Annotated in this window: 21 protein-coding genes; 13 read left to right on the forward strand and 8 right to left on the reverse strand. The window is 68.6% G+C overall.

Translation table 11 applies throughout. The features are described from left to right. Positions 1–1,338, forward strand: a 1,338-nt coding sequence (pgi, locus tag VGS97_RS28225) for a glucose-6-phosphate isomerase (RefSeq protein ID WP_326856719.1), incomplete at its 5' end; no start/stop codon positions are given. Between the two features lie 24 nt (positions 1,339–1,362). On the opposite strand, the gene VGS97_RS28230 is transcribed toward pgi, so the two are convergent. Continuing rightward, a complete protein-coding gene (locus VGS97_RS28230) occupies positions 1,363–1,932 on the reverse strand; it encodes a Uma2 family endonuclease (protein WP_326856720.1) in 570 nt (189 codons plus the stop codon). Positions 1,933–2,075: 143 nt separating this feature from the next. On the opposite strand from VGS97_RS28230, the gene era reads away from it, so the two are divergent. Next, positions 2,076–3,233, forward strand: a complete 1,158-nt coding sequence (era, locus tag VGS97_RS28235; RefSeq protein ID WP_326856721.1) for a GTPase Era — start codon at positions 2,076–2,078, stop codon at positions 3,231–3,233. 61 nt (positions 3,234–3,294) lie between these two features. On the opposite strand, the gene VGS97_RS28240 is transcribed toward era, so the two are convergent. Then, positions 3,295–4,449, reverse strand: coding sequence for a GNAT family N-acetyltransferase (locus VGS97_RS28240; RefSeq protein ID WP_326856722.1), 1,155 nt, complete (start codon positions 4,447–4,449; stop codon positions 3,295–3,297). Positions 4,450–4,835: 386 nt separating this feature from the next. On the opposite strand from VGS97_RS28240, the gene leuA reads away from it, so the two are divergent. The 5 genes from leuA (at position 4,836) to VGS97_RS28265 (ending at position 10,133) form a co-directional block, all read left to right on the forward strand. Beyond that, positions 4,836–6,581 carry a 2-isopropylmalate synthase gene (gene leuA / locus VGS97_RS28245; protein ID WP_326856723.1) on the forward strand — a complete coding sequence of 582 codons (1,746 nt, stop codon included), beginning with the start codon at positions 4,836–4,838 and terminating at the stop codon, positions 6,579–6,581. A gap of 211 nt (positions 6,582–6,792) precedes the next feature. Next, positions 6,793–7,413, forward strand: coding sequence for a zinc ribbon domain-containing protein (locus VGS97_RS28250; protein WP_326856724.1), 621 nt, complete (start codon positions 6,793–6,795; stop codon positions 7,411–7,413). Positions 7,414–7,470: 57 nt separating this feature from the next. Continuing rightward, on the forward strand, positions 7,471–8,217 hold the full coding sequence (gene recO, locus VGS97_RS28255) for a DNA repair protein RecO (RefSeq protein ID WP_326856725.1): 747 nt from the start codon (positions 7,471–7,473) through the stop codon (positions 8,215–8,217). A gap of 58 nt (positions 8,218–8,275) precedes the next feature. Next, on the forward strand, positions 8,276–9,058 hold the full coding sequence (locus VGS97_RS28260; RefSeq protein ID WP_349262295.1) for an isoprenyl transferase: 783 nt from the start codon (positions 8,276–8,278) through the stop codon (positions 9,056–9,058). 460 nt (positions 9,059–9,518) lie between these two features. Continuing rightward, complete coding sequence (locus tag VGS97_RS28265) at positions 9,519–10,133, forward strand: GNAT family N-acetyltransferase (RefSeq protein ID WP_326856727.1); 615 nt, start codon at positions 9,519–9,521, stop codon at positions 10,131–10,133. A 300-nt stretch (positions 10,134–10,433) separates the two neighbouring features. Here the strand turns inward: VGS97_RS28265 and VGS97_RS28270 are convergent, their stop codons facing one another. After that, on the reverse strand, positions 10,434–10,865 hold the full coding sequence (locus VGS97_RS28270; RefSeq protein WP_326856728.1) for a transcriptional repressor: 432 nt from the start codon (positions 10,863–10,865) through the stop codon (positions 10,434–10,436). Positions 10,866–11,113: 248 nt separating this feature from the next. Between VGS97_RS28270 and VGS97_RS28275 the strand changes: the two genes are divergently transcribed. Further along, positions 11,114–12,496, forward strand: a complete 1,383-nt coding sequence (locus tag VGS97_RS28275) for a glycine--tRNA ligase (protein ID WP_349262296.1) — start codon at positions 11,114–11,116, stop codon at positions 12,494–12,496. A gap of 50 nt (positions 12,497–12,546) precedes the next feature. On the opposite strand, the gene VGS97_RS28280 is transcribed toward VGS97_RS28275, so the two are convergent. Both VGS97_RS28280 and ppgK read right to left on the reverse strand, forming a co-directional pair. Further along, entirely contained in the window at positions 12,547–13,161 is a 615-nt protein-coding gene (locus tag VGS97_RS28280) for a hypothetical protein (protein ID WP_326856730.1), read from the reverse strand. Positions 13,162–13,362: 201 nt separating this feature from the next. Beyond that, positions 13,363–14,121 (reverse strand): polyphosphate--glucose phosphotransferase, encoded by a 759-nt coding sequence (ppgK, locus tag VGS97_RS28285; protein WP_326856732.1) that lies wholly within the window; start codon positions 14,119–14,121, stop codon positions 13,363–13,365. 96 nt (positions 14,122–14,217) lie between these two features. Between ppgK and dusB the strand changes: the two genes are divergently transcribed. Both dusB and ppdK read left to right on the forward strand, forming a co-directional pair. After that, entirely contained in the window at positions 14,218–15,384 is a 1,167-nt protein-coding gene (dusB, locus tag VGS97_RS28290) for a tRNA dihydrouridine synthase DusB (protein ID WP_326856733.1), read from the forward strand. A gap of 263 nt (positions 15,385–15,647) precedes the next feature. Next, on the forward strand, positions 15,648–18,383 hold the full coding sequence (ppdK, locus tag VGS97_RS28295) for a pyruvate, phosphate dikinase (RefSeq protein WP_326856734.1): 2,736 nt from the start codon (positions 15,648–15,650) through the stop codon (positions 18,381–18,383). 26 nt (positions 18,384–18,409) lie between these two features. On the opposite strand, the gene VGS97_RS28300 is transcribed toward ppdK, so the two are convergent. Continuing rightward, positions 18,410–18,919: a GNAT family N-acetyltransferase gene (locus VGS97_RS28300; protein ID WP_326856735.1), complete on the reverse strand. Its 510-nt coding sequence runs from the start codon at positions 18,917–18,919 to the stop codon at positions 18,410–18,412. Between the two features lie 76 nt (positions 18,920–18,995). Between VGS97_RS28300 and VGS97_RS28305 the strand changes: the two genes are divergently transcribed. Further along, positions 18,996–20,261, forward strand: coding sequence for a deoxyguanosinetriphosphate triphosphohydrolase (locus VGS97_RS28305; RefSeq protein ID WP_326856736.1), 1,266 nt, complete (start codon positions 18,996–18,998; stop codon positions 20,259–20,261). A gap of 2 nt (positions 20,262–20,263) precedes the next feature. Then, positions 20,264–22,270, forward strand: coding sequence for a DNA primase (gene dnaG, locus VGS97_RS28310; RefSeq protein WP_326856737.1), 2,007 nt, complete (start codon positions 20,264–20,266; stop codon positions 22,268–22,270). A gap of 7 nt (positions 22,271–22,277) precedes the next feature. Here the strand turns inward: dnaG and VGS97_RS28315 are convergent, their stop codons facing one another. Next, complete coding sequence (locus VGS97_RS28315) at positions 22,278–22,604, reverse strand: hypothetical protein (protein ID WP_326856738.1); 327 nt, start codon at positions 22,602–22,604, stop codon at positions 22,278–22,280. A gap of 144 nt (positions 22,605–22,748) precedes the next feature. Between VGS97_RS28315 and VGS97_RS28320 the strand changes: the two genes are divergently transcribed. Beyond that, positions 22,749–24,131: an RNA polymerase sigma factor gene (locus tag VGS97_RS28320; protein WP_326856739.1), complete on the forward strand. Its 1,383-nt coding sequence runs from the start codon at positions 22,749–22,751 to the stop codon at positions 24,129–24,131. 172 nt (positions 24,132–24,303) lie between these two features. Here VGS97_RS28320 and VGS97_RS28325 read toward each other — a convergent pair. Then, positions 24,304–24,518, reverse strand: a 215-nt coding sequence (locus VGS97_RS28325) for a hypothetical protein (RefSeq protein WP_326856740.1), incomplete at its 5' end; no start/stop codon positions are given.

Consider the following 24,518-nt stretch of genomic DNA (forward strand, 5'->3'; position numbering starts at 1 on the left):
CCGCGCGGTGCGGTGGTCGAGGTGGACGGCGTCAACGTGGTGCCCGAGGTGCACGCGGTCCTGGACAAGATGGCCGACTTCTCCAACCGGGTGCGCAGCGGCGCCTGGACCGGCCATTCCGGTAAGCGGATCCGCAACGTCGTCAACATCGGTATCGGCGGCTCCGACCTGGGCCCGGCGATGGCCTACGAGGTGCTGCGCTCCTTCACCCAGCGCGACCTGACGGTCCGCTTCGTCTCCAACGTGGACGGCGCCGACCTGCACGAGGCGGTGCGCGACCTGGACGCGGCCGAGACCCTGTTCATCGTCGCCTCCAAGACCTTCACCACCATCGAGACCGTCACCAACGCCACCTCGGCCCGCGACTGGCTGCTCGGGCAGCTGGGCGCCGGCCAGGAGGCGGTGGCCAAGCACTTCGTGGCGCTGTCCACCAACGCCCAGGGCGTGGCCGACTTCGGCATCGACGTCGAGAACATGTTCGAGTTCTGGGACTGGGTCGGCGGCCGCTACTCGTACGACTCGGCGATCGGGCTCTCCCTGATGATCGCGATCGGCCCCGACGCGTTCCGCTCCATGCTGGACGGCTTCCACCGCATCGACGAGCACTTCCGCCACGCGCCGATCGAAGAGAACCTGCCGATGCTGCTCGGGCTCATCGGGATCTGGTACGACGACTTCTTCGGCGCCGAGACCGTCGCCATCCTCCCGTACAACCAGTATCTGGCCCGGCTCACCGACTACCTCCAGCAGCTCGACATGGAGAGCGACGGCAAGTCGGTGCAGCGCGACGGCGAGCCGGTCGCCTGGCAGACCGGACCGGTCGTCTGGGGCACCCCGGGCACGAACGGCCAGCACGCGTACTACCAGCTGATCCACCAGGGGACGAAGGTCATCCCGGCCGACTTCATCGGCTTCGCGGAGCCGGTCGTCCCGGCCGCCGACCCGCGCTTCGCGCACCACGACCTGCTGACCGCGAACTTCCTGGCCCAGACCGAGGCGCTGGCCTTCGGCAAGACCCGCGAGCAGGTCGAGGCGGAGGGTACGGCGGCGCCGATCGTGCCGCACCGCGTGTTCAAGGGCAACCACCCGACGACCACGATCCTCGCCCCCACCCTGAACCCGTCGGTGCTCGGCCAGTTGGTGGCGCTCTACGAGCACAAGGTGTTCACCCAGGGCGCGGTGTGGAACATCAACTCCTTCGACCAGTGGGGCGTCGAACTCGGCAAGGTCCTGGCCAAGAAGATCGAGCCGGAACTCGGCTCCGGCTCGAAGCACGGCGACCACGACTCGTCGACGACCGCGCTGATCGAGCGCTATCGCACCCTGCGCGCCCGGTAGCTGCGCGAGCCGGGCCGGAGCCGTTCAGCGCTCGAAGATCGAGGTGTCGATCGTGCGACTGAACGGCTCCGGAAGCTCCAGCGGCTCGCCATAGGTGATGTTGACGATCCGTGAGTACCGGCTGCCCGTGGCACCGGGCACGAAGTGCGGCTCTGAATGCAGCACGACCTGCTTACGTGGCTGGTCGATGAGGAGGTAGAGCGGCACGCCCGACGCCGCGTAGCTGCGAGTCTTGTGCTTCCGGTCACGCTGGGCAGCAGTGCTGTTGTCCTTGCCTGACACGACTTCGACCGCCATGACCAGCGCAGTGGCGGGGTTGATCCAGACGTCGAGGTCGAGTTCGTCGAAGCGGTAGTACGCGAGATCGGGGATGAACTCCTCGTCGGTGGAGGGCAGCGACACGGTCGTCATTTCGAGTTCGACCAGTTCCGCCACGTCGCCGATCGCTCGTCGCAAGTCGCGCACGACGAGGGCGTGCCGGTTGAACGGGCTGGCTGCGTTCACGATGAGTTCCCCGTCAACGATCTCGGCCCTGACGGTGTCCGGCAGCATTTCCTCGATGACCCTGTTGAGCAGGTCAGTGGTCACGCTCATTGCCGACTCCTACGTTGGTCTCGCCCCGAGGCCACGATTCTATCGATTCACTGTGACAGCGACATGGGTCCTTGACCACGGTCAGTCGGCTGGGCTGGTCCGGCCGTCGGTGCGGGAGCGCGCGATAAGGGACAATGGCGGGTATGAGCGAGCAGCGCCGCAGTTCCAGTCCCCGCGCAAAGGCCAGCCGCAACGCGGCGCGTGGCAGCGCACAACAGCAGGCGGCCGCGCGGAAGGCGGCCGAGCAGCGGCGTAACCGGTCGATCTCGCTGGGAGAGCGGCGTACCACAGCGGACTCGGTGCGGGCGGCGGAGCCCGCGCCGACCGCCGCCGGGCGGGCGCAGGTGGTGGACTCGCCGACGCCTTCGTCTTACTTGGACATCCCGGACGGTTACCGCGCGGGGTTCGCGTGCTTCGTCGGACGGCCTAACGCGGGCAAGTCCACGTTGACGAACGCGCTGGTGGGCGCGAAGATCGCGATCACGTCGGGGCGGCCGCAGACGACGCGGCACACCGTGCGGGGCATCGTGCACCGGCCGGACGCGCAGCTCGTGCTCGTCGACACCCCCGGGCTGCACCGGCCGCGCACGCTGCTCGGCGAGCGGCTCAACGACCAGGTGCGGGCTACCTGGGCCGAGGTGGACGTGATCGGGTTCTGCATCCCGGCCGATCAGAAGATCGGGCCTGGCGATACGTACATCGCGCGGGAGCTTGCCGGCGTGCGGCGCACGCCCAAGATCGCGATCGTGACGAAGACCGACACCGTGAGCAGGGATGCGGTCGGCGAGCAGTTGCTCGCCGCGGTCGAGCTGGGCAAGGAGGTCGGGATCGAATGGGCCGAGGTGATCCCGGTCTCGGCGGTGGCGGGGGATCAGGTCGGCCTGCTCGCCGATCTGCTGGTCGGGCGGTTGCCCGCGTCGCCGCCGCTGTATCCGGGCGGGGAGCTGACCGACGAACCCGAGCAGGTGATGGTCGGCGAGCTGATCCGTGAGGCCGCGCTCGAAGGCGTGCGCGACGAACTGCCACACTCGCTCGCGGTGACCGTCGAGGAGATGCTGCCGCGTGAGGGACGGCCCAAGGACAAGCCGCTGCTGGACGTGCACGCGGTGCTGTACGTGGAACGGCAGAGCCAGAAGGCGATCGTGATCGGCACGGGCGGCTCACGGCTGCGCGACGTCGGCTCACGGGCACGGCGGCAGATCGAGGCGCTGTTGGGCACGCCGGTGTTTCTGGACTTGCACGTGAAGGTGGCCAAGGACTGGCAGCGGGACCCCAAGCAGTTGCAGCGGCTGGGGTTCTGACGGCTGGTCGGTTCTGAAACCCGGTCGGTTTTGATGCGTGGCGTCTTTGGCTGTTCGGGTCTCAGAGCGTCAGGGTCCAGGCGGCGTGCGTGTCCAGGGGGCGGAAGCCCAGGCGGCGGTTGACGGCCAGCATGCGGTGGTTGTCCACGGCGTTGTAGGTGTCGAGTATCGCCAGGGACGGTTCGGCTGCGAGCAGTCCCCGGATGAGCTGCGCCTTGACCCGCACCGCGAGGCCCAGGCCGCGGTAGTCGGGGGCGACGACGGTCTCGTTCTGCTCGCCGCGTAACCCGTCCGGCGTGTGCGCGCTGGAGAGCGCGGCGATCCGGCCGGTGGTCTGGTCGATCAGGCACACGGTGTACTCGCGCAGGCCTGCGCGGCTTGCGGACTGTTCACGGTGGCGGACTTCGGCGGAAGTGAACGGTGTGACTCCGGGTGAGGATCCGGGCTCGAACCTGGAGTTGGTGTCAGAGTCAGGCGCGGAGGCGTCGGCGGGACTGGGGGCCGGAAGCGGACCGGACGGCTGGGCCGCGTGCAGATAGTCCAGGGTGCTGACGTAGCCGCTCAGGAACTCGTCCGGGCACGGACCGCTCCAGCACAGGGTCGCAAAGCCGTCGCCGGGGCCCGGACGCGCGTGGCGGCGGCGCTGCCGGGGCAGCCCGCCCGGGTTCGCCGCCGCCGGATTCACCGCCGCGACGAGGCGGTGTGGCAGTTCGGGACCGTCCAGGTCGAGCCGGGAGTGCAGGTCGCGACCGCTGACGAACAGGCCGTGCCGGGACGCGAACGCCTCGGTCGCGCGGGTACGCGGGGCGTCCACGATCAGCCGTGATCGGTGCCATGTACGTGCGGCCCACGCCAGCGCGTCAAGCAGCATCGAGCCCACGCCGCACCGGCGTACCGCCGGGTGCACGGTGATCGCCGCGTGCGCGACGTCACGGTGGAACGCCTCGTAGAGGCCCAGTCTGGCCCAGCCGACCACGTGGCCGGTCACGTCCGTCGCCGTGAACAGCACGCGTCGGCCGCAGTACGGCGGTACCAGCAGGCCGCGCAGCTCGGCGGGACAGATGCCCGGCTCGCCCGGCCGATCGGCCAGGTCGGCGGCGCGCTGACAGGCCAGCACCCGGCTGAGCTCGCCCGCGCCGGGCCCGCTCGGCCCCAGCTCAACCGCCGCTACCCGCCACTGGCGGGCGGGGCAGGCGGGGGCGAAGGGGCTGCGCACGGAATCCATCTCACTGCGGGTGCCACCCGGCGGCCGAGGAGAAACGCCCGGGGGGCGCGAGAATCCCGAGATACTTGGGCGGTCTCGGTGACACGCGTTGGGCGGTCTCAGTGACACCGTGCCGCCAATCGGGGGGAATGCTCCAAGGGTACCGGCAGGCCGCAGGCTTGCATGTCCGCATGTTGGACGCTCAGGGCGCCAGGGTGGCCGCCATGCGGCACCGTCGGCTACCGTGGGCCCCCTATGTACGCCAAGCGGCTGCTTCTTACCTGCCGCGGCGGGGGCCTGTAGATCACAGACCGGCACCCTCGCCGCGGTGATGGTCGTTGCTTTCGTGCGTTACCCCGTCGGTCGCTCCGTTTCGACAGGCGATGGAGAACTCCCGCATGAACGAGCAGGCGACGACCTCGGCACAGTGGCCTGGCACCGAGCAGCAGCCCACCACGATGCCGGTGCACAAGTACGTACCCTTCACCCCGATCGCGCTGACCGACCGGACCTGGCCCGACAACGTGATCACCGAGGCCCCGCGATGGTGCGCGGTGGACCTGCGCGACGGCAACCAGGCGCTGATCGACCCGATGTCCCCGGCACGCAAGCTGGAGATGTTCGAGCTGCTGGTCCGGATGGGTTACAAGGAGATCGAGGTCGGCTTCCCGGCGGCCAGCCAGACCGACTTCGACTTCATCCGGCAGATCATCGAGGAGGGCCGGATCCCCGACGATGTGGTGATCCAGGTCCTGACCCAGGCCCGAGAGCACCTGATCGAGCGAACGTTCGAGTCCATTCGCGGGGCCAAGCGGGCGATCGTGCACCTGTACAACTCCACCTCGACTCTCCAGCGGCGGGTGGTGTTCGGGCTCGACCGCGAGGGCATCAAGCAGATCGCGGTGGACGGCGCGCGGCTGTGCTTGAAGTACGCCGAGCAGCTGCCTGAGACCGAGGTGCTGTTCGAGTACTCACCCGAGTCGTACACGGGCACTGAGCTGGACTTTGCGGTCGAGGTCTGCGACGCGGTCAACGACGTGTGGCAGCCGACGCCGGACCGCAAGGTCGTCATCAACCTGCCGGCCACGGTCGAGATGGCCACCCCGAACGTCTACGCCGACTCGATCGAGTGGATGCACCGCCATCTGAAGTACCGCGACTCGGTCGTGCTGTCGCTGCACCCGCACAACGACCGCGGTACCGCCGTGGCGGCCGCGGAACTGGGCTACCAGGCCGGAGCTGACCGCATCGAGGGCTGCCTGTTCGGCAACGGGGAGCGGACCGGCAACGTATGCCTGGTCACCCTGGGACTGAACCTGTTCGCGCAGGGCATCGACCCGCAGATCGACTTCAGCGACATCGACGAGATCCGGCGCACCGTCGAGTACTGCAACCAGCTGCCGGTGCACCCGCGGCACCCGTACGGCGGTGACCTGGTCTACACGGCGTTCTCCGGCTCGCACCAGGACGCGATCAAGAAGGGCTTCGAGCACCTGGAGCGCGACGCGGCGGCGGTCGGCAAGAGCGTGGACGAGATCGTGTGGGCGGTGCCTTACCTGCCGATCGACCCGAAGGACGTCGGCCGGACGTATGAGGCCGTCATCCGGGTCAACTCGCAGTCCGGAAAGGGCGGGGTCGCCTACATCATGAAGGCCGACCACCAGATGGATCTGCCGCGCCGGCTCCAGATCGAGTTTTCGCAGGTCATCCAGGTCAAGACGGACGCCGATGGCGGCGAGGTCAGCCCGGAGGAGATCTGGGCGGTCTTCGCCGACGAGTACCTGCCGGTCCCCGAGACGCCGTGGGGCAGGTTCCGGCTCGCCGGGCACCGCAACGAGGCGAGCGTGGACGGTAAGGACGTGCTCTCGGTGGATCTGGTCGTGGACGGCGATCCGTGCACCGTCGAGGCGACCGGTAACGGCCCGATCGACGCCTTCGTCAGCGCCCTGGCCGGGTTCGGCGTGGAGATGCGCTTCCTCGACTACGCCGAGCACGCGCTGTCCGCGGGCGGCGACGCGTCGGCGGCCGCGTACATCGAGTGCGCGATCGGCGACCGGGTGCTGTGGGGCGTCGGCGTCGACGCGAACATCGTCACGGCGTCGCTCAAGGCGGTCGTCTCGGCGGTCAACCGCGCGGTGAGGTAGCGGTGGAGACAGTAAGTAGTGGTGGAGACGGCAGCGGCGGGGACAGGGGCGCGTTTCTTGGCGTGTCGCCGGAACCAATAGGCTGACGGCTCGCGTCTTCGACCGCGGCGTCGATCCGGCTTTCCGTCCGCAGGCAGCGCCAAGCCTGCGGACGGAAAGCCGTCGAGCCGCCGTCGGCTCGTCACCTCTCCGTGCAACTGGGGGTAAGTCCGTGTTCTTCTTCCTCATCTGGGGGATGAAGGTCCGCTTCAAAACCGTCTCGAACGGCACCTTCTTCTGCCCGCGCTGCGGCGGCGACCGCCCCTACACGCGGCGGGTCGCCAAGCGCTGGTTCCACCTGTACTACATCCCGCTGTTCCCGGTGGCGACGCTCGGCGAGCAGATCCGCTGCGACGTGTGCCAGACCTCGTACACCGAGGCCGTGCTGAGCCGCCCGACCTCCGGCCAGCTGTCGTCGCTGCTGATCGACGGCGCGCGCGGGGTGGTCGTGCACGTGCTGCGCACCGGGTCGGCCCAGTCCGCGGACGCTCGCGCGGTCGCCGTGACCGAGATCGCGCGCGCCGGGCTGCCCGCGTACACCGACCAGGACCTGAGCGCCGACCTCGGCGTCGTGCCCGGTGACCTCTCGCAACTGCTTACCTCCCTCGGCGCGCAGTTGGCGGACACCGGCAAGGAGGCGCTGGTCGGCTCGGCCGCGCGAGTCGCCCTCGCCGACGGTCCGCTGACCGACCTGGAGCGGCAGGTGCTCGTCTCCACCGGAGCCACGCTCGGTATGACGGCGACACACACTGCGGGTGTCATCGCGGTCGCTGAGCAGTCCGCACGCGCGTAAGGGCGTAGAACGGCACGTGAGACACGCATACCGCGCTGAACGTGGGAGAATCGGCGGGTGACCCTGCATCGTGCCGACGGGATCGTCCTACGCACCCAGAAGCTGGGTGAGGCGGACCGGATCATCACGATCCTGACCCGTGAGCAGGGCCGGGTGCGGCTGGTGGCCAAGGGCGTGCGGCGCACCACCTCGAAGTTCGGTGCCCGGCTCGAACCGTTCGCGCACGTGGACTTTCAGGTCTTCTCCAAGCAGAACCGCGCGCTGGACATGATCACCCAGGCCGAGACGATCGCGCCGTACGGTGAGCGGATCGTCGCGGACTACGGCCGGTACACGGCCGGCACCGCGATGCTGGAGACGGCGGAACGGCTCACGGACGCCGAGGGCGAGCCCGCGGTGCAGCAGTATCTGCTGCTGCTCGGCGGGCTACGCGTGCTGACGACGGGGGAGCACGCCCCGGGACTGGTACTCGACGCGTTCATACTGCGTTCGCTGGCCGTGGCCGGATACGCGCCCTCGTTCCACGACTGCGCGCAGTGCGGGGCCGAGCCGCCCGAGAACGCTCCGTGGCGCTTCTTCGCCGTTCCGGCCGGCGGCGTGGTCTGCGCGTCCTGTAAACCGGCCGCCTCGGCGGTGCCACAGCGCGCCACGCTCAACCTGCTCGGCGCGCTGCTCGCCGGAGAGTGGGAAACCGCCGACGCGAGTGAGGAGCGGCATCGGCGTGAGGGCAGCGGGCTGGTCGCGGCGTACCTGCAATGGCACGTCGAACGTGGGCTAAGGTCGCTGCGACTGGTGGAACGGTAAGGAACTCGACGTGCGACTCAAGAACCGGCCTGCTTATCCGACTTCACGCGGCCCGCGGATGTACCGCGACCCGAAGCCGCACAAGGAAGGCGCCGAGCCGCCGAAGATCCCGGCCGAGTTGGTGCCCAAGCACGTGGCGATCGTGATGGACGGCAACGGGCGCTGGGCCAAGCAGCGCAACCTGCCGCGCACCAAGGGCCACGAGGAGGGCGAGAAGTCGCTGTTCGACGTGGTCGAGGGCGCGGTGCAGATCGGCGTCACGCACATCTCCGCCTACGCCTTCTCCACCGAGAACTGGAAGCGCTCGCCGGACGAGGTCCGCTGGCTGATGGGCTTCAACCGGCTGACCATCCGCCGCCGGATCGACGAGATGGACGAACTCGGCGTGCGCATCCGCTGGGCCGGGCGGCGCCCGCGGCTGTGGAAGTCGGTCATCGACGAGTTGGAGTGGGCCGAGGAGCGTACGCGCTACAACGACCGGTTCACCCTGACCATGTGCGTGAACTACGGCGGCCGGGCGGAACTTGCCGACGCCGCGGCTGCCATCGCCCGCGACGCCGTGGCCGGCCGGCTCAACCCGGACCGGATCGACGAGCGCACCATCGCCCGCTATCTCGACGAACCGGACCTGCCGGACGTGGACCTGTTCCTGCGCTCCTCGGGCGAGCAGCGCACGTCGAACTTCATGCTCTGGCAGGCCGCCTACGCCGAGATGGTGTTCCTGGACACGCTGTGGCCGGACTTCGACCGCCGCGACCTGTGGCGGGCCATCGAGATCTACGCCGAGCGCGACCGCCGCTTCGGCAGCGCGATCCCCAACGCGGTAGCCGAACCCAAGTGACCGTCCCCTTCGGCCGGCATGGTTCGCCGATTCCGATGGAGACGCGCCGCGGGCTGTGTTGATCAACGCTGTGTTGGCCAACCTGGAATGTGTTGACGGGCCCCTAACGCACTGCGAAGGTTCATACATGGCTTTCCGGCGGTGAGCACGCCCGCCGCTGTACTGAACGGTTCGAGTCCTACAACAGGCCGATAGAGGCTGACGGCCGAGAGCGTCCGTCGGCGGAGCCTGAGACCCGCTTCTCGGCACGCTCGACGGATCGGTCGCCGCGGTTGGCGCAACGCGGCGACGGGGTCGAGTCCGGCCCCGGGAAGGCCGCACGGCGCCTCGTAGTCCGTTGTGGAGGCGGGCGTACGGGGCGCCGTGCGTGCCGCCGGATGTGTTTCCTGATGTGTCGTCGTGTGTGTCGCCGGGCGTATTTCCGTTGCGCGCCCGCCGTGATACTGGACATGCTCGGCCCATGGAGCAGACAACCTCGCGTGCGGAGCCGACCGACCCACCTGCGGCGTTCGGCCCGGGAAACGCGCCGCCTGAGCGGATCGAGACCGACGGACTCGTCCTGCGCCGCTGGGAACCCGAAGACCTGCAAGCCCGATACGACGCGGTAGTCGAATCGTATGAACACTTACATCATTGGATGGACTGGCTGCGTGAGCCGCCCACTCTGGAGGGACAGCGCGCCTGGGGTGAACTACAGGCCGGTTCCTGGCCCTCGGACGGCTCGTGCAACTACGGCATCTTCGACGCCATCGATGGCACAGTGCTCGGCGTCATCGGCGTGCACGACCGCCTCGGACCCGGTGCTCTGGAGATCGGCTACTGGTGCCATGTCGCGCACACCGGCAAGGGCGTGATCACCCGCGCCGCCCGCGAGCTGACCCGAATCCTGCTCGGCCTCGACGACATCGAACGGGTCGAGATCCACTGCGACGAGGCCAACACGCGCAGCGCCGCCGTGCCCCGGCGGCTCGGCTACCGGCTCGACCGGATCGAGGACGATGGGATCAACGCGCCCGGCGACACCGGTCGCGGCATGGTCTGGATCAAAGAACGCGACGAGCGGCAGCATCACTGACAGGCCCACCACTATTAACGGGCCCACTCCGCTAACAGATACTGCCACTAACGGACACTGCCGCTAACAGATGCGGTCAGTCGCGGGCACTGTCGACCGGGCGCACGACGGTCGCCACTAGGTGGTGTTTGAGCTGTGAGGTTGGATCAGGGTGTGGCGCGGCAATTGCCCGGTGGAGGGTTGCGCCCATACCGGATGTTGGGCACGGCCCGCCAACGCGGCGAGCACGCGTGCCAGGCGCCACGACTTTGACCTCACAGCTCAAACGTCACCTACCGCTGCGGTCGCTGGCAGGCACAGTCAGCTGTTGGCGCACTGCGCGCAGGTGCCGAAGATCTCCAGCGTGTGCGACACGTGCGTGAAGCCGTGCTCGGCGGCGATCCGGTCGGCCCAGGATTCCACCGCCGGGCCCTCGACCTCGACCGTCTTCCCGCAATTGCGGCAGACCAGGTGATGGTGGTGGCTGCCCGAGCTGCACCGCCGGTACACCGCCTCGCCGTCGCCGGTGCGTACCACGTCCACAGCGCCGGCGTCGGCGAGTGACTGGAGCGTGCGGTACACCGTCGTCAGGCCGACGGAGTCGCCCCGGTGCTTGAGCCGGTCATGTAGCTGCTGGGCCGACTGGAAGTCGTCGGTCTCCTCAAGCAGCGACGTCACCGCGGCTCGCTGGCGGGTCGAACGGCCGGGCGCGGGCACTGATGTGCGCGACCCATGCATCTCCGTCTCGCTCATCGCCGGTGCTCCTTGCTACGGGTGAATCTTCCCCCAACGTACAGTGTGCATGCCTTTCACGGCGCCGTAGCCATTGTGCCACCGCCGGGCCGTGTCATTCCTCTTAAGCTGGATAGGGCGGCACCTTTGGGCAGTCCGCGCGCCGGAAGACGTTGGAAACGCGGCGCGCACCCTCGGTACGCTTTGTCCCCGGGTTGACCGCACACCAGCCGGGTGTGATGGCGAACAAGCAGACAAGAGAGCACACAGTGCCCGCCGACAAGATCGACACCATCGTCCGCCTGGCAAAGGCCCGCGGCATCGTCTTCCCCTCCAGCGAGATCTACGGCGGATCCAGGGCCGCCTACGACTACGGTCCGCTCGGCGTGGAGTTGAAGGAGAACGTCAAGCGGCAGTGGTGGCAGGCCGTGGTGCGCGGCCGCGAGGACGTCGTCGGCCTGGACTCCTCGATCATCCTGGCCCGCGAGGTGTGGGAGGCCTCCGGGCACGTCAAGGAGTTCGCCGATCCGCTCACCGAGTGCCTCTCCTGTCACAAGCGGTTCCGCGCCGACCACCTCGAAGAGGCTTACGAGGCCAAGCACAAGCACGCCCCGGAGCACGGCCTGGCCGACGTCAACTGCCCGAACTGCGGGAACAAGGGGCAGTTCACCGAGCCGAAGATGTTCAACGGGATGCTCTCCACCCACCTCGGTCCGGTGCAGGACGGCTCAGGGCTGCACTACCTGCGGCCGGAGACCGCGCAGGGCATCTTCGTGTCCTACAAGAACGTCTTCGAGACCGCGCGGCGCAAGATCCCGTTCGGCATCGGCCAGTTGGGCAAGTCCTTCCGCAACGAGATCACCCCGGGCAACTTCATCTTCCGCACCCGCGAGTTCGAGCAGATGGAGATGGAGTACTTCGTGCGGCCCGGCGAGGACGAGAAGTGGCACGAGTACTGGATCGAGCAGCGCTGGAACTGGTACCTCGGCCTCGGCATCAACCCGGACAACCTGCGCCTTTACGAGCACCCGCAGGAGAAGCTGTCGCACTATTCGAAGCGGACAGTGGACATCGAGTACCGCTTCAACTTTGGCGGCAGCGAGTTCTCCGAGCTTGAGGGCATCGCCAACCGCACGGACTTCGACCTGACGACGCACTCGAAGCACTCGGGGCAGGACCTGTCCTACTTCGACCAGGCCAACAACGAGCGGTTCACGCCCTACGTCATCGAGCCCGCCGCAGGCGTCAACCGGTGCATGCTGGCGTTCCTGATCGACGCGTATACCGAGGACGAGGCGCCTAATGCCAAGGGCGTGATGGAGAAGCGGTCGGTGCTCAAACTCGATCGCAGGCTCTCACCGGTCAAGGTCGCCGTGCTGCCGCTGTCCCGCAACACCGACCTGTCGCCAAAGGCGCGCGGGCTGGCCGACGCATTGCGCTGCAACTGGAACGTCGACTTCGACGACGCGCAGGCCATCGGCCGCCGCTACCGGCGCCAGGACGAGATCGGCACACCGTTCTGCATCACTGTGGACTTCGACACCCTTGAGGACAACGCGGTGACGGTCCGTGAACGCGACACGATGGAGCAGGAACGCGTGTCGCTCGACCAGGTCGAGGCATACCTGGCCGCACGGCTGGTCGGCTGTTGAGACGAGCCGCCGAGGCGAGAGTTGTACGAGTTCCACGAAGACTACGAGGACTACTTCGAGGCCGGGCACTTCGGCGAGTGCTCGGCCTCCTTGATGCCTGAGACCTGCCAGCGGTCGTTCGGGCCTCGGGTGAGAGTGAGCGTCGTGAACGTACCCGGTGTGCCGGGCTTCTGCACGGCAGAGCCGACGACGTGCGTGGTCGCGTTACCGCGCAGTACGTTCCGCCAGTTCGCGCAGTACGACACGGTGGCCGTCCCAGAGGTGTCAGGCGGTGTGTACGTGGTGGTAGCCACCACCAGCACGCCCACGGGCTGCTCGTGCTTGCTTACCCAGCCCGTCACATGGCTCCTTATGGTGGCCAGCGCGCTGCCCGACCAGTAGACGGGAAGCAGCGGATCGGCCGGGCCGGAGCCGTAATCGGCGTGAAGCTGCGCGCGGATGGACTGCTGAACCGTGTAGAGGATCTGATGCTCGACGCGATTTCCCGGCAGCTTGTGATGGAACGCCAGGCCCATCGTCGGTGGCAGCGTGATCCGCTCGTCCAGCGGCATGGCCGCGACCGGCGGACTGATCTCGGGCGTCGGCTGAGGCGCGGAGGAGCAACCCGCGACTGCTCCCAGCAGCGCGAGCAGCAGTAACGCCGCCGCCGACACAGTTGCCGACACCACAGCCGACGTACGCACAGCCCTTCGGCCTGCCACGCTCACCAGTCCCCATGTGCCCCGCATTGTCCAATCGCCTAAAGTAGCGATCTTGCGACATAGGGTAATGACATCGCTGCCTTAGTGCTTGCTCACAGTGTCCCGGATCGGTAGCTAAGGCGCTATGCAGTTTGATGCTCCTTACGCACGCGCCCCATGCGCGCCCTATGAAGGCACCGCCGAAGACGCTACGGCCATCGCCGCGCCGACGATGCCTGCCGTATTGGCCAGCTGTGCGGCGACTATCTCGGCGTGCACGTCCAGCAGCGGCAGGAACTTGTCCGCGTGCCTGGAGACGCCTCCGCCGACGATGATCAGGTCCGGGCTGAGCAGCGCTTCGACCAGAGACAGGTACTCCTGGACCCGCTTGGCCCACTTGTCCCAGCTCAGCTCCTTCTCGTCGCGGACCCGGGCCGCGGCGCGGTCCTCGGCGTCCTTGCCGTGCAGCTCCAGGTGGCCGAACTCGGTGTTCGGCACCAGCTTCCCGTCGAGGAACAGCGCCGAGCCGATTCCGGTGCCGAAGGTGAGCATGAGCACCACGCCGTCGCGATCGCGGCCCGCTCCGTGCGCAATCTCGGCGACGCCGGCGGCGTCCGCGTCGTTCAACACCCGTGGGGCCGCGCCGTCCGCTGTACGCAGCACCTTCGCGAACAGCATCTGCGCGTTCACGCCGATCCACGCGGGCTCCATGTTGGCGGCAGTACGCACCGTTCCGCGTGTGATCACACCGGGGAAGGTGATGCCCACCGGGCCCGTCCACGTGAAGTGGCTGGAGACATCGCCGACACACCGCGCCACCGCGTCAGGCGTCGCCGGATGTGGCGTCTCGACCCGGAAGCGCTCCTCGGTCGGCTCACCAGTAACTGTGTCCACTGGAGCGCCCTTGATTCCGGTACCGCCGATGTCGATGCCCAGAACGTGCACGTCAGTCTCCTCTCTCGGGTCTCAAGCCCCGAATCTGGAACAATGGGGTGCTGTTTCCGGCGGCTCCGCTCCACGAGTGATCCCGAGGTCCATTACATGCCTGTCGCGCACCAGCCGCTCGCGGTCGGCCCTTATCGGGTGTGGCCGCCGGTGGTACTCGCCCCGATGGCGGGGATCACCAACCCGCCGTTCCGGGCGTTGTGCCGGGAACAGGCGGAGAGCCGGGTGCCCGACGCCACTCCTGAGCGTCCCGCCGGGCTGTTCGTGTGCGAGATGGTGACTACGGTCGGGCTGGTCGAGCGCAACCCGAAGACCCGCAAGATGATCCACTTCGAGCCCTCCGAGCGGCCCCGCTCGGTGCAGCTCTACGGAGTGAATCCCGACTATGTCGGCCGCGCGGTACGCATCGTCGCCGAGGAGGACCTCGCCGACCATATCGATCTCAACTTCGGTTGTCCGGTGACCAAAGTCACCCGGCGCGGCGGAGGGTGCGCCCTGCCGTACCACCACGTCCTGTTCCGCAACATCGTGCGCGCGGCGGTGCGTAACGCCGGGGCGCTGCCCTTGACCATCAAGATGCGCGTGGGCATCGATGCCGAGCACGAGACCTATCTGGAGGCCGGCCGCATCGCCGAGGACGAGGGTGTGGCCGCAGTCGCGCTGCACGCGCGTACCGGGGCGCAGGGTTACTCGGGGCAGGCCGACTGGGATCGGATCGCGAAGCTCAAGGCGGAGCTCAATCACGTTCCCGTACTCGGCAACGGCGACATCTGGGAAGGCGCCGACGCGCTGCGGATGATGACCGAGACCGGTGCGGACGGGGTCGTCGTGGGCCGAGGCTGCCTTGGCCGGCCCTGGCTCTTCGCCGACCTCGCGGCGGCATTCGTCGGCGGCGAGCGCGTGCGGCCCGGCCTCGGCGAGGTCGCGGCCATGATGCGCAGGCATGCCGCGGGCTTGGTCGAGATGCATCATTCCGACCACGGCGTGCGCGAGTTCCGCAAGCACGTCGCCTGGTACCTCAAAGGCTTCCCGGTCGGTTCTGAGCTGCGTGGCCGGCTGGCTCAAGCCTCGAATCTCGACGAGTTCGACGAACTTCTCGCCAAGCTGGACCACGAGCAGCCGTGGCCGGACGCGAACGACGGTTCGCCGCGCGGACGCAGTCACGCGTCCGACCGCCGCATAACACTGCCGTACGGCTGGTTAGAGAATCCTGACGACCCCACACCACCGACCGGTGCGGAGACCGACGATTCGGGCGGTTGAAAACCCGGGTTCTCCAGTTCGAAAAGCCGGGATTAGCGCTGATGGACCGCGCCGTCATTGGACCGCGGCGCCGGATTGGGCCGTCCGGCCGAGATGAAAGAAGTTATCCACAGGGTGGGCCGCCTCACACTGACATAGTCGCAGCTGGCCGGTAGTGTCGTAGAGGTAAGAAGCCGGGTGCCGATCGTGCGGGTCGGCGTCCGCTTTTCGTCCTCCGACGATATTCGTCGCGCTTGCACGCGTTGTGCTTCAGGGAGCTTCACGTGCCTACCGATGTCTCGCCGGCCGCCGGGCCGGCCCTCAAAACCAAATACGTATACGACTTCACCGAGGGCAACAAGGATCTCAAGGATCTGCTCGGCGGCAAGGGGGCCAACCTCGCCGAGATGACCAACCTCGGCCTGCCGGTGCCCCCGGGGTTCACCCTCACCACCGAGGCCTGCCGGGCGTACCTGGCCGACGGCGACGAGCCGGACGGGCTGCGCGCCGAGGTCTCCGAACACCTCGCCGCACTCGAAGAGCGGATGGGCCGCGAGCTCGGCGCGAGCGACGACCCGCTGCTGGTCTCGGTGCGCTCCGGGGCCAAGTTCTCGATGCCCGGGATGATGGAGACCGTCCTGAACATCGGCCTGTCCGACGCCTCCGTGCCGGGCCTGGCGCGGGTGGCCGGAGACGAGCGCTTCGCCTGGGACTCCTACCGGCGGCTGATCCAGATGTTCGGCAAGACCGTGCTCGGCGTGGGCGGCGAGCACTTCGAGGACGCCCTCGACGCGGCGAAGAAGGCCAAGGGCGTCTCCAGCGACCTCGGCCTCGACGCCGACGACCTGCGCGGGCTGGTCGAGTCGTACAAGGCGATCGTGAGCGAACACGCCGGGCGCGAATTCCCCCAGGAACCGCGTGAGCAGATGGACCTGGCGATCCGCGCGGTGTTCGACTCCTGGAACACCGAACGGGCCAAGCTCTACCGGCGGCAGGAGCGCATCCCGCACGATCTGGGCACCGCAGTCAATGTGTGCTCCATGGTCTTCGGCAACCTCGGTCCCGACTCGGGCACCGGAGTCGCGTTCACCCGTGACCCGGCCACCGGATCGCAGGGCGTGTACGGGGACTATCTCGCGAACGCGCAGGGCGAGGACGTGGTCGCGGGCATCCGCAACACGGTGCCGCTCCAGCAGCTCGAAGAGCTCGACCCGAAGTCCTACCGCGAGCTGCTGGCGATCATGGCCACACTGGAGGGCCACTACCGGGACCTGTGCGACATCGAGTTCACCATCGAGCGCGGAAAGCTCTGGATGCTCCAGACGCGGGTCGGCAAACGTACCGCGGCCGCCGCGTTCCTGATCGCGGCCAGCCTGGTGGACCAGGGCATGATCGACCAGGACGAGGCAGTCTCCCGGGTAACCGGCGGCCAACTCGCCCAGCTGATGTTCCCGCAGTTCGACACGCGCGGCTCGTACCAGCGCATCGCCACCGGCATGAACGCCTCGCCCGGAGCGGCGGTCGGCAAGGCGGTGTTCGACTCGTACACCGCGGTGAAATGGTCCCGCTCCGGCGAACGCGTCATCCTGATCCGCCGGGAGACCAACCCGGACGACCTCAACGGGATGATCGCCGCGCAGGGCATCCTGACCTCGCGCGGCGGCAAGACCTCGCACGCCGCCGTGGTCGCCCGAGGCATGGGCAAGACCTGCGTGTGCGGCGCCGAGGAGCTGGAGGTGAACACCAAGACCCGCCGGATGACCGCACCCGGCGGCGTCGTGGTCGACGAGGGCGACCTGATCTCGATCGACGGGACCTCCGGAGCGGTCTACCTCGGCGAGGTCCCGGTCCAGCCGTCGCCGGTGGTCGAGTACTTCGAGGGCCGCCTGGGCGCGGACTCGCCGCGAGCCGGCGAGCTGGTCAGGTCGGTGCACCGGATCATGACCTGGGCCGACGAGCGCCGCCGGCTCTACATCCGGGCGAACGCCGACAATCCAGAGGACGCGGCGCGCGCCCGCCGCTTCGGCGCGCAGGGCATCGGCCTGTGCCGCACCGAGCACATGTTCCTCGGTGAGCGGCGCGCACTCGTCGAGCGGCTCATCCTGGCCGAGGACGACTCGGAGCGGGAGAAGGTGCTCGAAGAACTGCTGCCGATGCAGCGCGACGACTTCGTGGCGATACTCACCGCGATGGGCGGCCTACCGGTGACCGTGCGCCTTCTCGACCCGCCGCTGCACGAGTTCCTGCCGGACCTGACCGAGCTGTCGGTCCGGGTGGCCGTGGCCGAGGCGCGCGGCGAGCAGCACGAGGGCGACCTGCGGCTGCTCCAGGCGGTGCACAAGCTGCACGAGGCCAACCCGATGCTCGGCCTGCGCGGCGTGCGGCTCGGCCTGGTGGTGCCGGGGCTGTTCATCATGCAGGTCAGGGCGCTGGCCGAGGCCGCGGCGCAGGTGGCCAAGGCCGGCGGGGTGGCCCGGATCGAGATCATGGTGCCGCTGGTCGGCGCGGTGCAGGAGCTGGAGATCATCCGCGAGCAGGCCCGCACGGTGCTCGACGAGGTGCGCGAGACCACCGGCGCCGACATCAGGGCGCTGATCGGCACGATGATCGAGCTGCCCCGGGCGGCGCTGACCGCCGGGCAGATCGCCGAGGCCGCCGAGTTCTTCTCCTTCGGCACCAACGACCTGACCCAGACGACCTGGGGCTTCTCCCGGGACGACGTGGAGGCCGCGTTCTTCAGCGCCTACCTGGACAAGGGCATCTTCGGGGTCTCCCCGTTCGAGACCCTGGACCGCGGTGGCGTCGGCCGCCTGGTGCAGATCGCCACCACCGAGGGCAAGGCAGCCCGGCCCACCCTCAAGCTCGGCGTCTGCGGGGAGCACGGCGGCGACCCGGATTCCGTGCACTTCTTCCACCAGGTCGGCCTGGACTACGTCTCCTGCTCCCCGTTCCGCGTTCCGGTCGCCCGCTTGGAAGCGGCCCGCGCCGCGGTACAGGAAAAGCGGGAACGCAACGCCTGACCCTGACCTGTCCTCGCCCTGATGACCTATCCCTGCACAACGGCCAGAGGATCGTCATCGTCGGTCTCGTACGTGGAGGCCCGCCCGATCGCCTTCGCGTACGAGACCGAGATGGCCGACTCCGTGTAGGGCGGATAAAGCGGTATCTCGCTGTACCCGTTGCGTTCGTACAGCCGGATCGCTTCCTGCTGCCGGATCCCGGTCTCCAGGTAGATCTGCGCTGCGCCGAGTTCCCGGGCCAGCCGCTCGGCCGCGGCGAGCAACTTGCCCGCCACGCCGGTGCCGCGCGCGGCCGGCACCACGTACATCCGCTTCAACTCCAGGCCGTCGAGCCCTGACTCCGCATTGCGCTGGAGCGCGCAGCAACCGATCGCCGCGCCGTCCTGACGCATCAACAGGAATCTGATGCTTTCGGAAAGATGGTCGTCGCCGTCCGCGCCCTCGTCCGGATAACGTGCCGACAGGTCGTCGCGCAGCTCCTGACGCAGCTTGCCGAGCTCCTCGTCATCCGCCGGAACCTGTTCGGTCTTGAGCACGCACCCACGGTAGCCCACGTATATTGCGACCGAGCAACCAGTGCTCACGTCGCCCATCGCGCATTACCGTTGCCTCATGGCACAGCTCATCAGCGTCGCGGGCTACGAAGAGGCTGACATCGAGCGGTACGCGGTCGAGCCGGCCAGCGAGCTCAAACGCACTGGCGGTGAACGCACCCCTTTCCAGCGCGACCGCGCCCGCGTGCTGCACAGCCTGGCGCTGCGCCGCCTCGCCGGGAAGACCCAGGTCGTGGCGCCAGGCGAGTCCGACTTCCCGCGCACCCGGCTGACCCACTCGCTCGAAGTCGCCCAGATCGGCCGCGAGCTGGCCGGTTCGCTCGGCGCCGACCCCGATCTGGTCGAGGCGTCCTGCCTCGCGCACGACCTCGGCCACCCGCCCTTCGGCCACACCGGCGAGGGCGCGCTCAACGAGGTCACCGGCGCGATCGGCGGCTTCGAGGGCAACGCACAGAACCTGCGCATTCTGACCCGGCTCGAAGCCAAGGTGATCTCCGCCGACGGCCGGTCCGCCGGCCTGAACCCGACCCGCGCCCTGCTCGACGCCACGACCAAGTACCCGTGGCCGCGCCGCCCCGGTACCAACAAGTTCGGCGCGTACGCCGACGACCTGCCGGTGTTCGCCTGGCTGCGCATCGGCGCGCCGCCCGAGCCGGTCAAGTGCTTCGAGGCGCAGATCATGGACTGGTCCGACGATGTCGCGTACTCCGTGCACGACCTCGAAGACGCGATCTACGCAGGGCACCTCGACCCCAAGGTGCTGCTGATCGACGAGGAGCGCGCCGCGCTGTTCGAGCGTTCGCTCGGCTACGCCCCCGACGCCGAGCCTGGCGAACTGGCCGCCGCGCTCGACCGGTTGCAGTGCGTCGAGTGGTGGCCCGCCGAGTACGACCGGTCCTTTGCCGCGCAGACCAGGCTCAAGCGCGCCGCCAGCGAGCTGATCGGCCGATTCTGCCTGGCGGTGGTGCACGCGACCCGGGCCGAGTTCGGGCCGGGACCGCACACCCGCCACAACGCGCACCTGATCGTGCCGCGCCCGATCCGGCTGGAGAACGCCGTGCTCAAAGCGGTCGCGGCCCGCTACGTCATGGAGACCGAGCGGGCCTTCATGCTGCGCGCGCGGCAGGCGAGTCTGATACGCGAACTGGTCTCGCTGCTGGCCGACCGCCCTGACCAGCTCGAACCGGCTTTCCACGCCTGGTGGTCCGACGCCCCTGACGACCAGTCCAGGCTGCGCGTCGTCGTCGACCAGATCGCCTCATTGACCGACGCCTCGGCCAACCGTTTGCACAGCCTGTTGTCGGGCCTCCCGCGTAGAATCTGACCATGGCCGGGCGCATCAGGGACGAGGACGTCAAGGCTGTCCGTGACGCGTCCGGGATCGCCGACGTCATCGGCGAGCACATCCAGCTGCGCTCAGCCGGCGGCGGGAACCTCAAGGGTCTGTGCCCTTTCCACGAGGAGAAGTCTCCGTCCTTCAACGTGACCCCGGCCCGGGGCCTGTGGCACTGCTTCGGCTGCGGCGAGGGCGGCGACGTCATCTCGTTCGTGACGAAGCTCGAACACCTCTCGTTCAACGAGGCGGTCGAGCAGCTCGCCAAGCGGGCCCGCATCGAGCTGCGTTACGCCGAGGGCGGCTACACCAAACGCACCGAGACCAGCGAGCGTGCCCGGCTGCTCGAAGCACACCGCGCCGCAGCCGACTTCTACCGCGAGCAACTGGTCACACCCGCGGCCAAGCACGGCCGCGAGTTCCTGGCGGGGCGCGGCTTCGAGGCTCCCGCGCTCGAACGCTTCGGCGTCGGCTACGCCCCCGGCGGCTGGGACGTCATGGTGCGGCACCTGCGCGGTCGCGGCTTCACCGACAAGGAGCTGATGGTCGGCGGCCTCGCGTCGGAGGGCCGCCGCGGACCGATCGACCGCTTCCGGGACCGGCTCGTCTGGCCGATCGCGGACATCGGCGGCGAGGTGATCGGCTTCGGCGCGCGCCGGCTGACCGAGGATAAGGACTCCCCGAAGTACCTCAACACCCCCGAGACCCCGCTGTACAAGAAGTCCTCCGTGCTCTACGGCCTCGACCTGGCCCGGAAGGAGATCGGCAAGCAGGAGCGGGCCGTGGTGGTCGAGGGCTACACCGACGTGATGGCCTGCCACCTGGCCGGGGAGACCACCGCCATCGCCACCTGCGGCACCGCCTTCGGCGAGGAGCACATCAAGATCCTGCGGCGGCTGCTGGCCGACCGCAACCAGTACCTCGGCTGCGAGGTCGTCTTCACCTTCGACGGGGACTCGGCCGGCCAGAAGGCCGCGCTGCGCGCCTTCATGGAGGACCAGCGCTGGGTCACCCAGACCTTCGTCGCGGTGCAGCCGGACGGCATGGACCCGTGCGAACTGCGGATCGCCCGCGGCGACGCCGCCGTCCGGGACCTGGTCACGGCGCGGATCCCGCTGTTCGAGTTCGTCATCCGCGCCCGCCTGTCCGAGTACAACCTCGACACCCCCGAGGGCCGGGTGCGCGCGCTGCGTGCCACCGCGCCGATCGTCGCCTCCATCCACGACCCCGCGCTGCGCCCGGAGTACGGACGCAGACTCGCCGGCTGGCTGGGCATCGACGACGACCGGATCGTCGCCGCCGAAGTGCGCCGCGCCGCCCCCTCCGCCAACCGCACAGCCACGCGCGGCACGACTGCCACCCAACAACAAAGCCGCGCCACCCCCCCCACATCCGCGGCTACCGCCGCAGACATGCGCACACCCACCAGCACCGCAACGACAACCGCAACTTCAACCACAACCACAACCGCGGCAACCACCGCGGCCTCCTCCAACCCCTATCTCGTCGAACCGCTAGATCCCCAGTCCCGCCGCCAGCGCGAGGCACTGAAGCTGGCTCTCCAGTACCCCAAGCTCGTCGGCGCGGCCTTCGACGGCCTCGGCCCCGAGGAATTCACCTCACCCGCGTACGTGGCCGTTCACGGCACCATAGTCTCGGCCGGGGGAGTGGCCGCCGCGGCGGACCCCCTTCAGTGGCTGAGCAATGTAATCGCCGCCGCGCCCGACGACTCGGTACGAACTCTGATCAACCGGCTCGCTGTCGAGCCACCGATGGTGCGTGAGAACGCCAAGGGCGGCCAAACCATCGACACGCGTTACGCCACCGAGTTGATCACACGCATCTGGATCGACGCCGTGGAACGACGCCGCGCAGCGACCCACTCCCGCCTCCAGCGCCTCGATCCGACTGCCCAGGCCGAGGAGTACCTGGCGCTCTCAGTGGAACTGAACGAACTGAACGTCTTCCGCTCCGGCCTGTTCGGCTCCCTCGACCGTTGACCACTGATCAACGATCAACGATCAACAAACTGATCAACAAACAGATCACCGTACTGGTCAGCGAACCGATCGCCGAACCGATCAGCGAGCCGATCATCGACTTCTGATCATCGCTCAACCAGCCGATCTTGCCCCCAACGCAGCGAGTCAGCGTCCTAAACCGGTCCAGTACCCCCGGACCCGGCGCATACCGGCCCGCGCCGGGCAGACATCTCTCGGCCATCAGGCCGAAACCTGGCGTATCGCCGCCAATTCCAGGGATTCGCCGAAGTTCTTGCCCGTCAAGAGGCGCGAAACGGTGCGCGCTGGGGTAAGGGGGAGTCGTGGCATCCACACCGAGTGGAACCGGCCGCGCCACCGATCCGGCGGGGGCGCGGTGCACACGTCGCCATTGACGCCCGGGAACTCGGGCACCGCGCGGGGACAAGGAAGTTCCCGGCGGCCGGACGCATTGGCCGGTGAAGTGGACGGAGTTCGTATGGACGGCGCCCTCGCACGTGTCATCGTCGGACCCACGCCAGGCGGGCTCGAACCGCCGCCCGCGACGCCGCGCGGCGAGCGCTACCTGTCCGTGGTCGCACAGCCACGCGAAGCAACCGGGGAAACGGCCGCGACCGCGCCTCCTTACGACGCCGACCTGACCGATACCCAGGAACTGCCGCTGGCGCGGGTGATGCCGCTACCGGTGAACCGGGAGACCGCCGTCGACGCCGCGGCTGCGGCCGCAGCTGACATAGTCGACCTGCTGCCCGAAGACGAAGCGGAAGAGGTGGCAGCCCTGGCCGCCGACGCCGACGCGCCGTCCGAATCCGTGCCCGGCGTCACTCGTGCCCGCGACGCGCGGGAGCCCGACCCGGAGGAACTGGCCGAGACGGAAGCCGAGGAGGAGCCGAGCGTCCAGGAGCAGGAAGCCGCGGACGCCCACGTCGCCGCTTGGGCGGACTCCGCCGGTCCGGCCGGCGACCTGTTCCGGCAGTACCTGCGCGAGATCGGCCGGATCCCGCTGCTCACCGCGGTCGAGGAGGTGGAGCTCGCGCGCGCCGTCGAGGCGGGCCTGTTCGCCGACGAGAAGCTGCTGCATACGTTCGACCTGCGTCCCGAGGACCGCCGCGACCTGCACGTCCTGGTGTTGCACGGCCAGGCGGCCAAGCGCAAGCTCATCGAGGCGAACCTGCGCCTCGTCGTCTCGATCGCCAAGCGTTACATCGGCCGCGGCATGTCGATCCTGGACCTGGTCCAGGAAGGCAACCTGGGCCTGATCCGCGCGGTCGAGAAGTTCGACTACGCGCGCGGCTACAAGTTCTCCACGTACGCCACCTGGTGGATCCGCCAGGCGATGAGCCGAGCCCTGGCCGACCAGGCCCGCACCATCCGGGTGCCGGTCCACGTGGTCGAGCTGATGAACCGTGTCGTCCGCCTTCAGCGCGCGCTGTTGCAGGCCAATTCGATCGAGCCGACCCCCGAGCAGATCGCCGAAGTCCTCGGCGTCCCCGAGGAGCGCGTCGTCGAGGTCCTGCGCCTCGCCCAGGAGCCGGTCTCCCTGCACGCGCCCGTAGGCGAAGAGGACGACGTGGCCCTCGGCGACCTGATCGAGGACGCCGACGCAGTCTCCCCGGCCGACTCCGTCGCGGTGATGATGCTGCGCGAGCACCTGGACACCCTCCTCTCCACCCTAGGCGAGCGGGAGAAGCGTGTAGTGCAACTGCGCTATGGCCTGACCGACGGAGAACCGCACACCCTGGAGGAGATCGGCCGCACCTTCGGCGTCACCCGCGAGCGCATCCGCCAGATCGAGGCCAAGACCCTAGCCAAACTGCGCGGCCACTCGTACGCCGACCAGCTGAAGGACTACCTGCGCTGACCGGGACTACTTGCGCCGACGCTGACCGCGCCAGTCGCTCCGCCCGCCAGCCCTCACCGAAGCCCCTCAGCCACACAAAACCCACCCGCCGTACCCGTACCCGTACTTGCACTTGCATTCGCACCCGCCGAGCCTTCAGCTCGTGCGCGAACTCACTCGCGCATTCGGGAACTCACTCGCCAAACGACTCATCGTCAAAGCGCCCCGTCCCGCCGCCGTGCGATGCACCGTTAGAGGTCGAGTGCGCGACCGTACTGAAGCGATCACCGAAACGCCCACCGAACCGGTGCGCGACGGTCTCCCCCGCATGCTTGACCTGGTGCGCGGCAGAGGTCCCGGCGCTCTTCGCAGCCTGTGCGGCGCGATCCCCGGCGGACGTCGCCCCCT

The sequence above is a fragment of the Actinocrinis sp. genome (assembly GCF_035946395.1).
Classification (GTDB): Bacteria; Actinomycetota; Actinomycetes; order Streptomycetales; family Catenulisporaceae; genus Actinocrinis.

Bases quoted from the DNA above. Each gene is read 5' to 3' on its own strand.
- leuA (WP_326856723.1), top strand. From the start codon at position 4,836: ATGAACGAGCAGGCGACGACCTCGGCACAGTGGCCTGGCACCGAGCAG.
- VGS97_RS28230 (WP_326856720.1), bottom strand. From the start codon at position 1,932: ATGAGCGTGACCACTGACCTGCTCAACAGGGTCATCGAGGAAATGCTG.
- dusB (WP_326856733.1), top strand. From the start codon at position 14,218: ATGCCTGTCGCGCACCAGCCGCTCGCGGTCGGCCCTTATCGGGTGTGG.
- VGS97_RS28260 (WP_349262295.1), top strand. From the start codon at position 8,276: ATGTACCGCGACCCGAAGCCGCACAAGGAAGGCGCCGAGCCGCCGAAG.
- VGS97_RS28305 (WP_326856736.1), top strand. From the start codon at position 18,996: ATGGCACAGCTCATCAGCGTCGCGGGCTACGAAGAGGCTGACATCGAG.
- VGS97_RS28320 (WP_326856739.1), top strand. From the start codon at position 22,749: ATGGACGGCGCCCTCGCACGTGTCATCGTCGGACCCACGCCAGGCGGG.
- dnaG (WP_326856737.1), top strand. From the start codon at position 20,264: ATGGCCGGGCGCATCAGGGACGAGGACGTCAAGGCTGTCCGTGACGCG.
- era (WP_326856721.1), top strand. From the start codon at position 2,076: ATGAGCGAGCAGCGCCGCAGTTCCAGTCCCCGCGCAAAGGCCAGCCGC.
- VGS97_RS28270 (WP_326856728.1), bottom strand. From the start codon at position 10,865: ATGAGCGAGACGGAGATGCATGGGTCGCGCACATCAGTGCCCGCGCCC.
- VGS97_RS28265 (WP_326856727.1), top strand. From the start codon at position 9,519: ATGGAGCAGACAACCTCGCGTGCGGAGCCGACCGACCCACCTGCGGCG.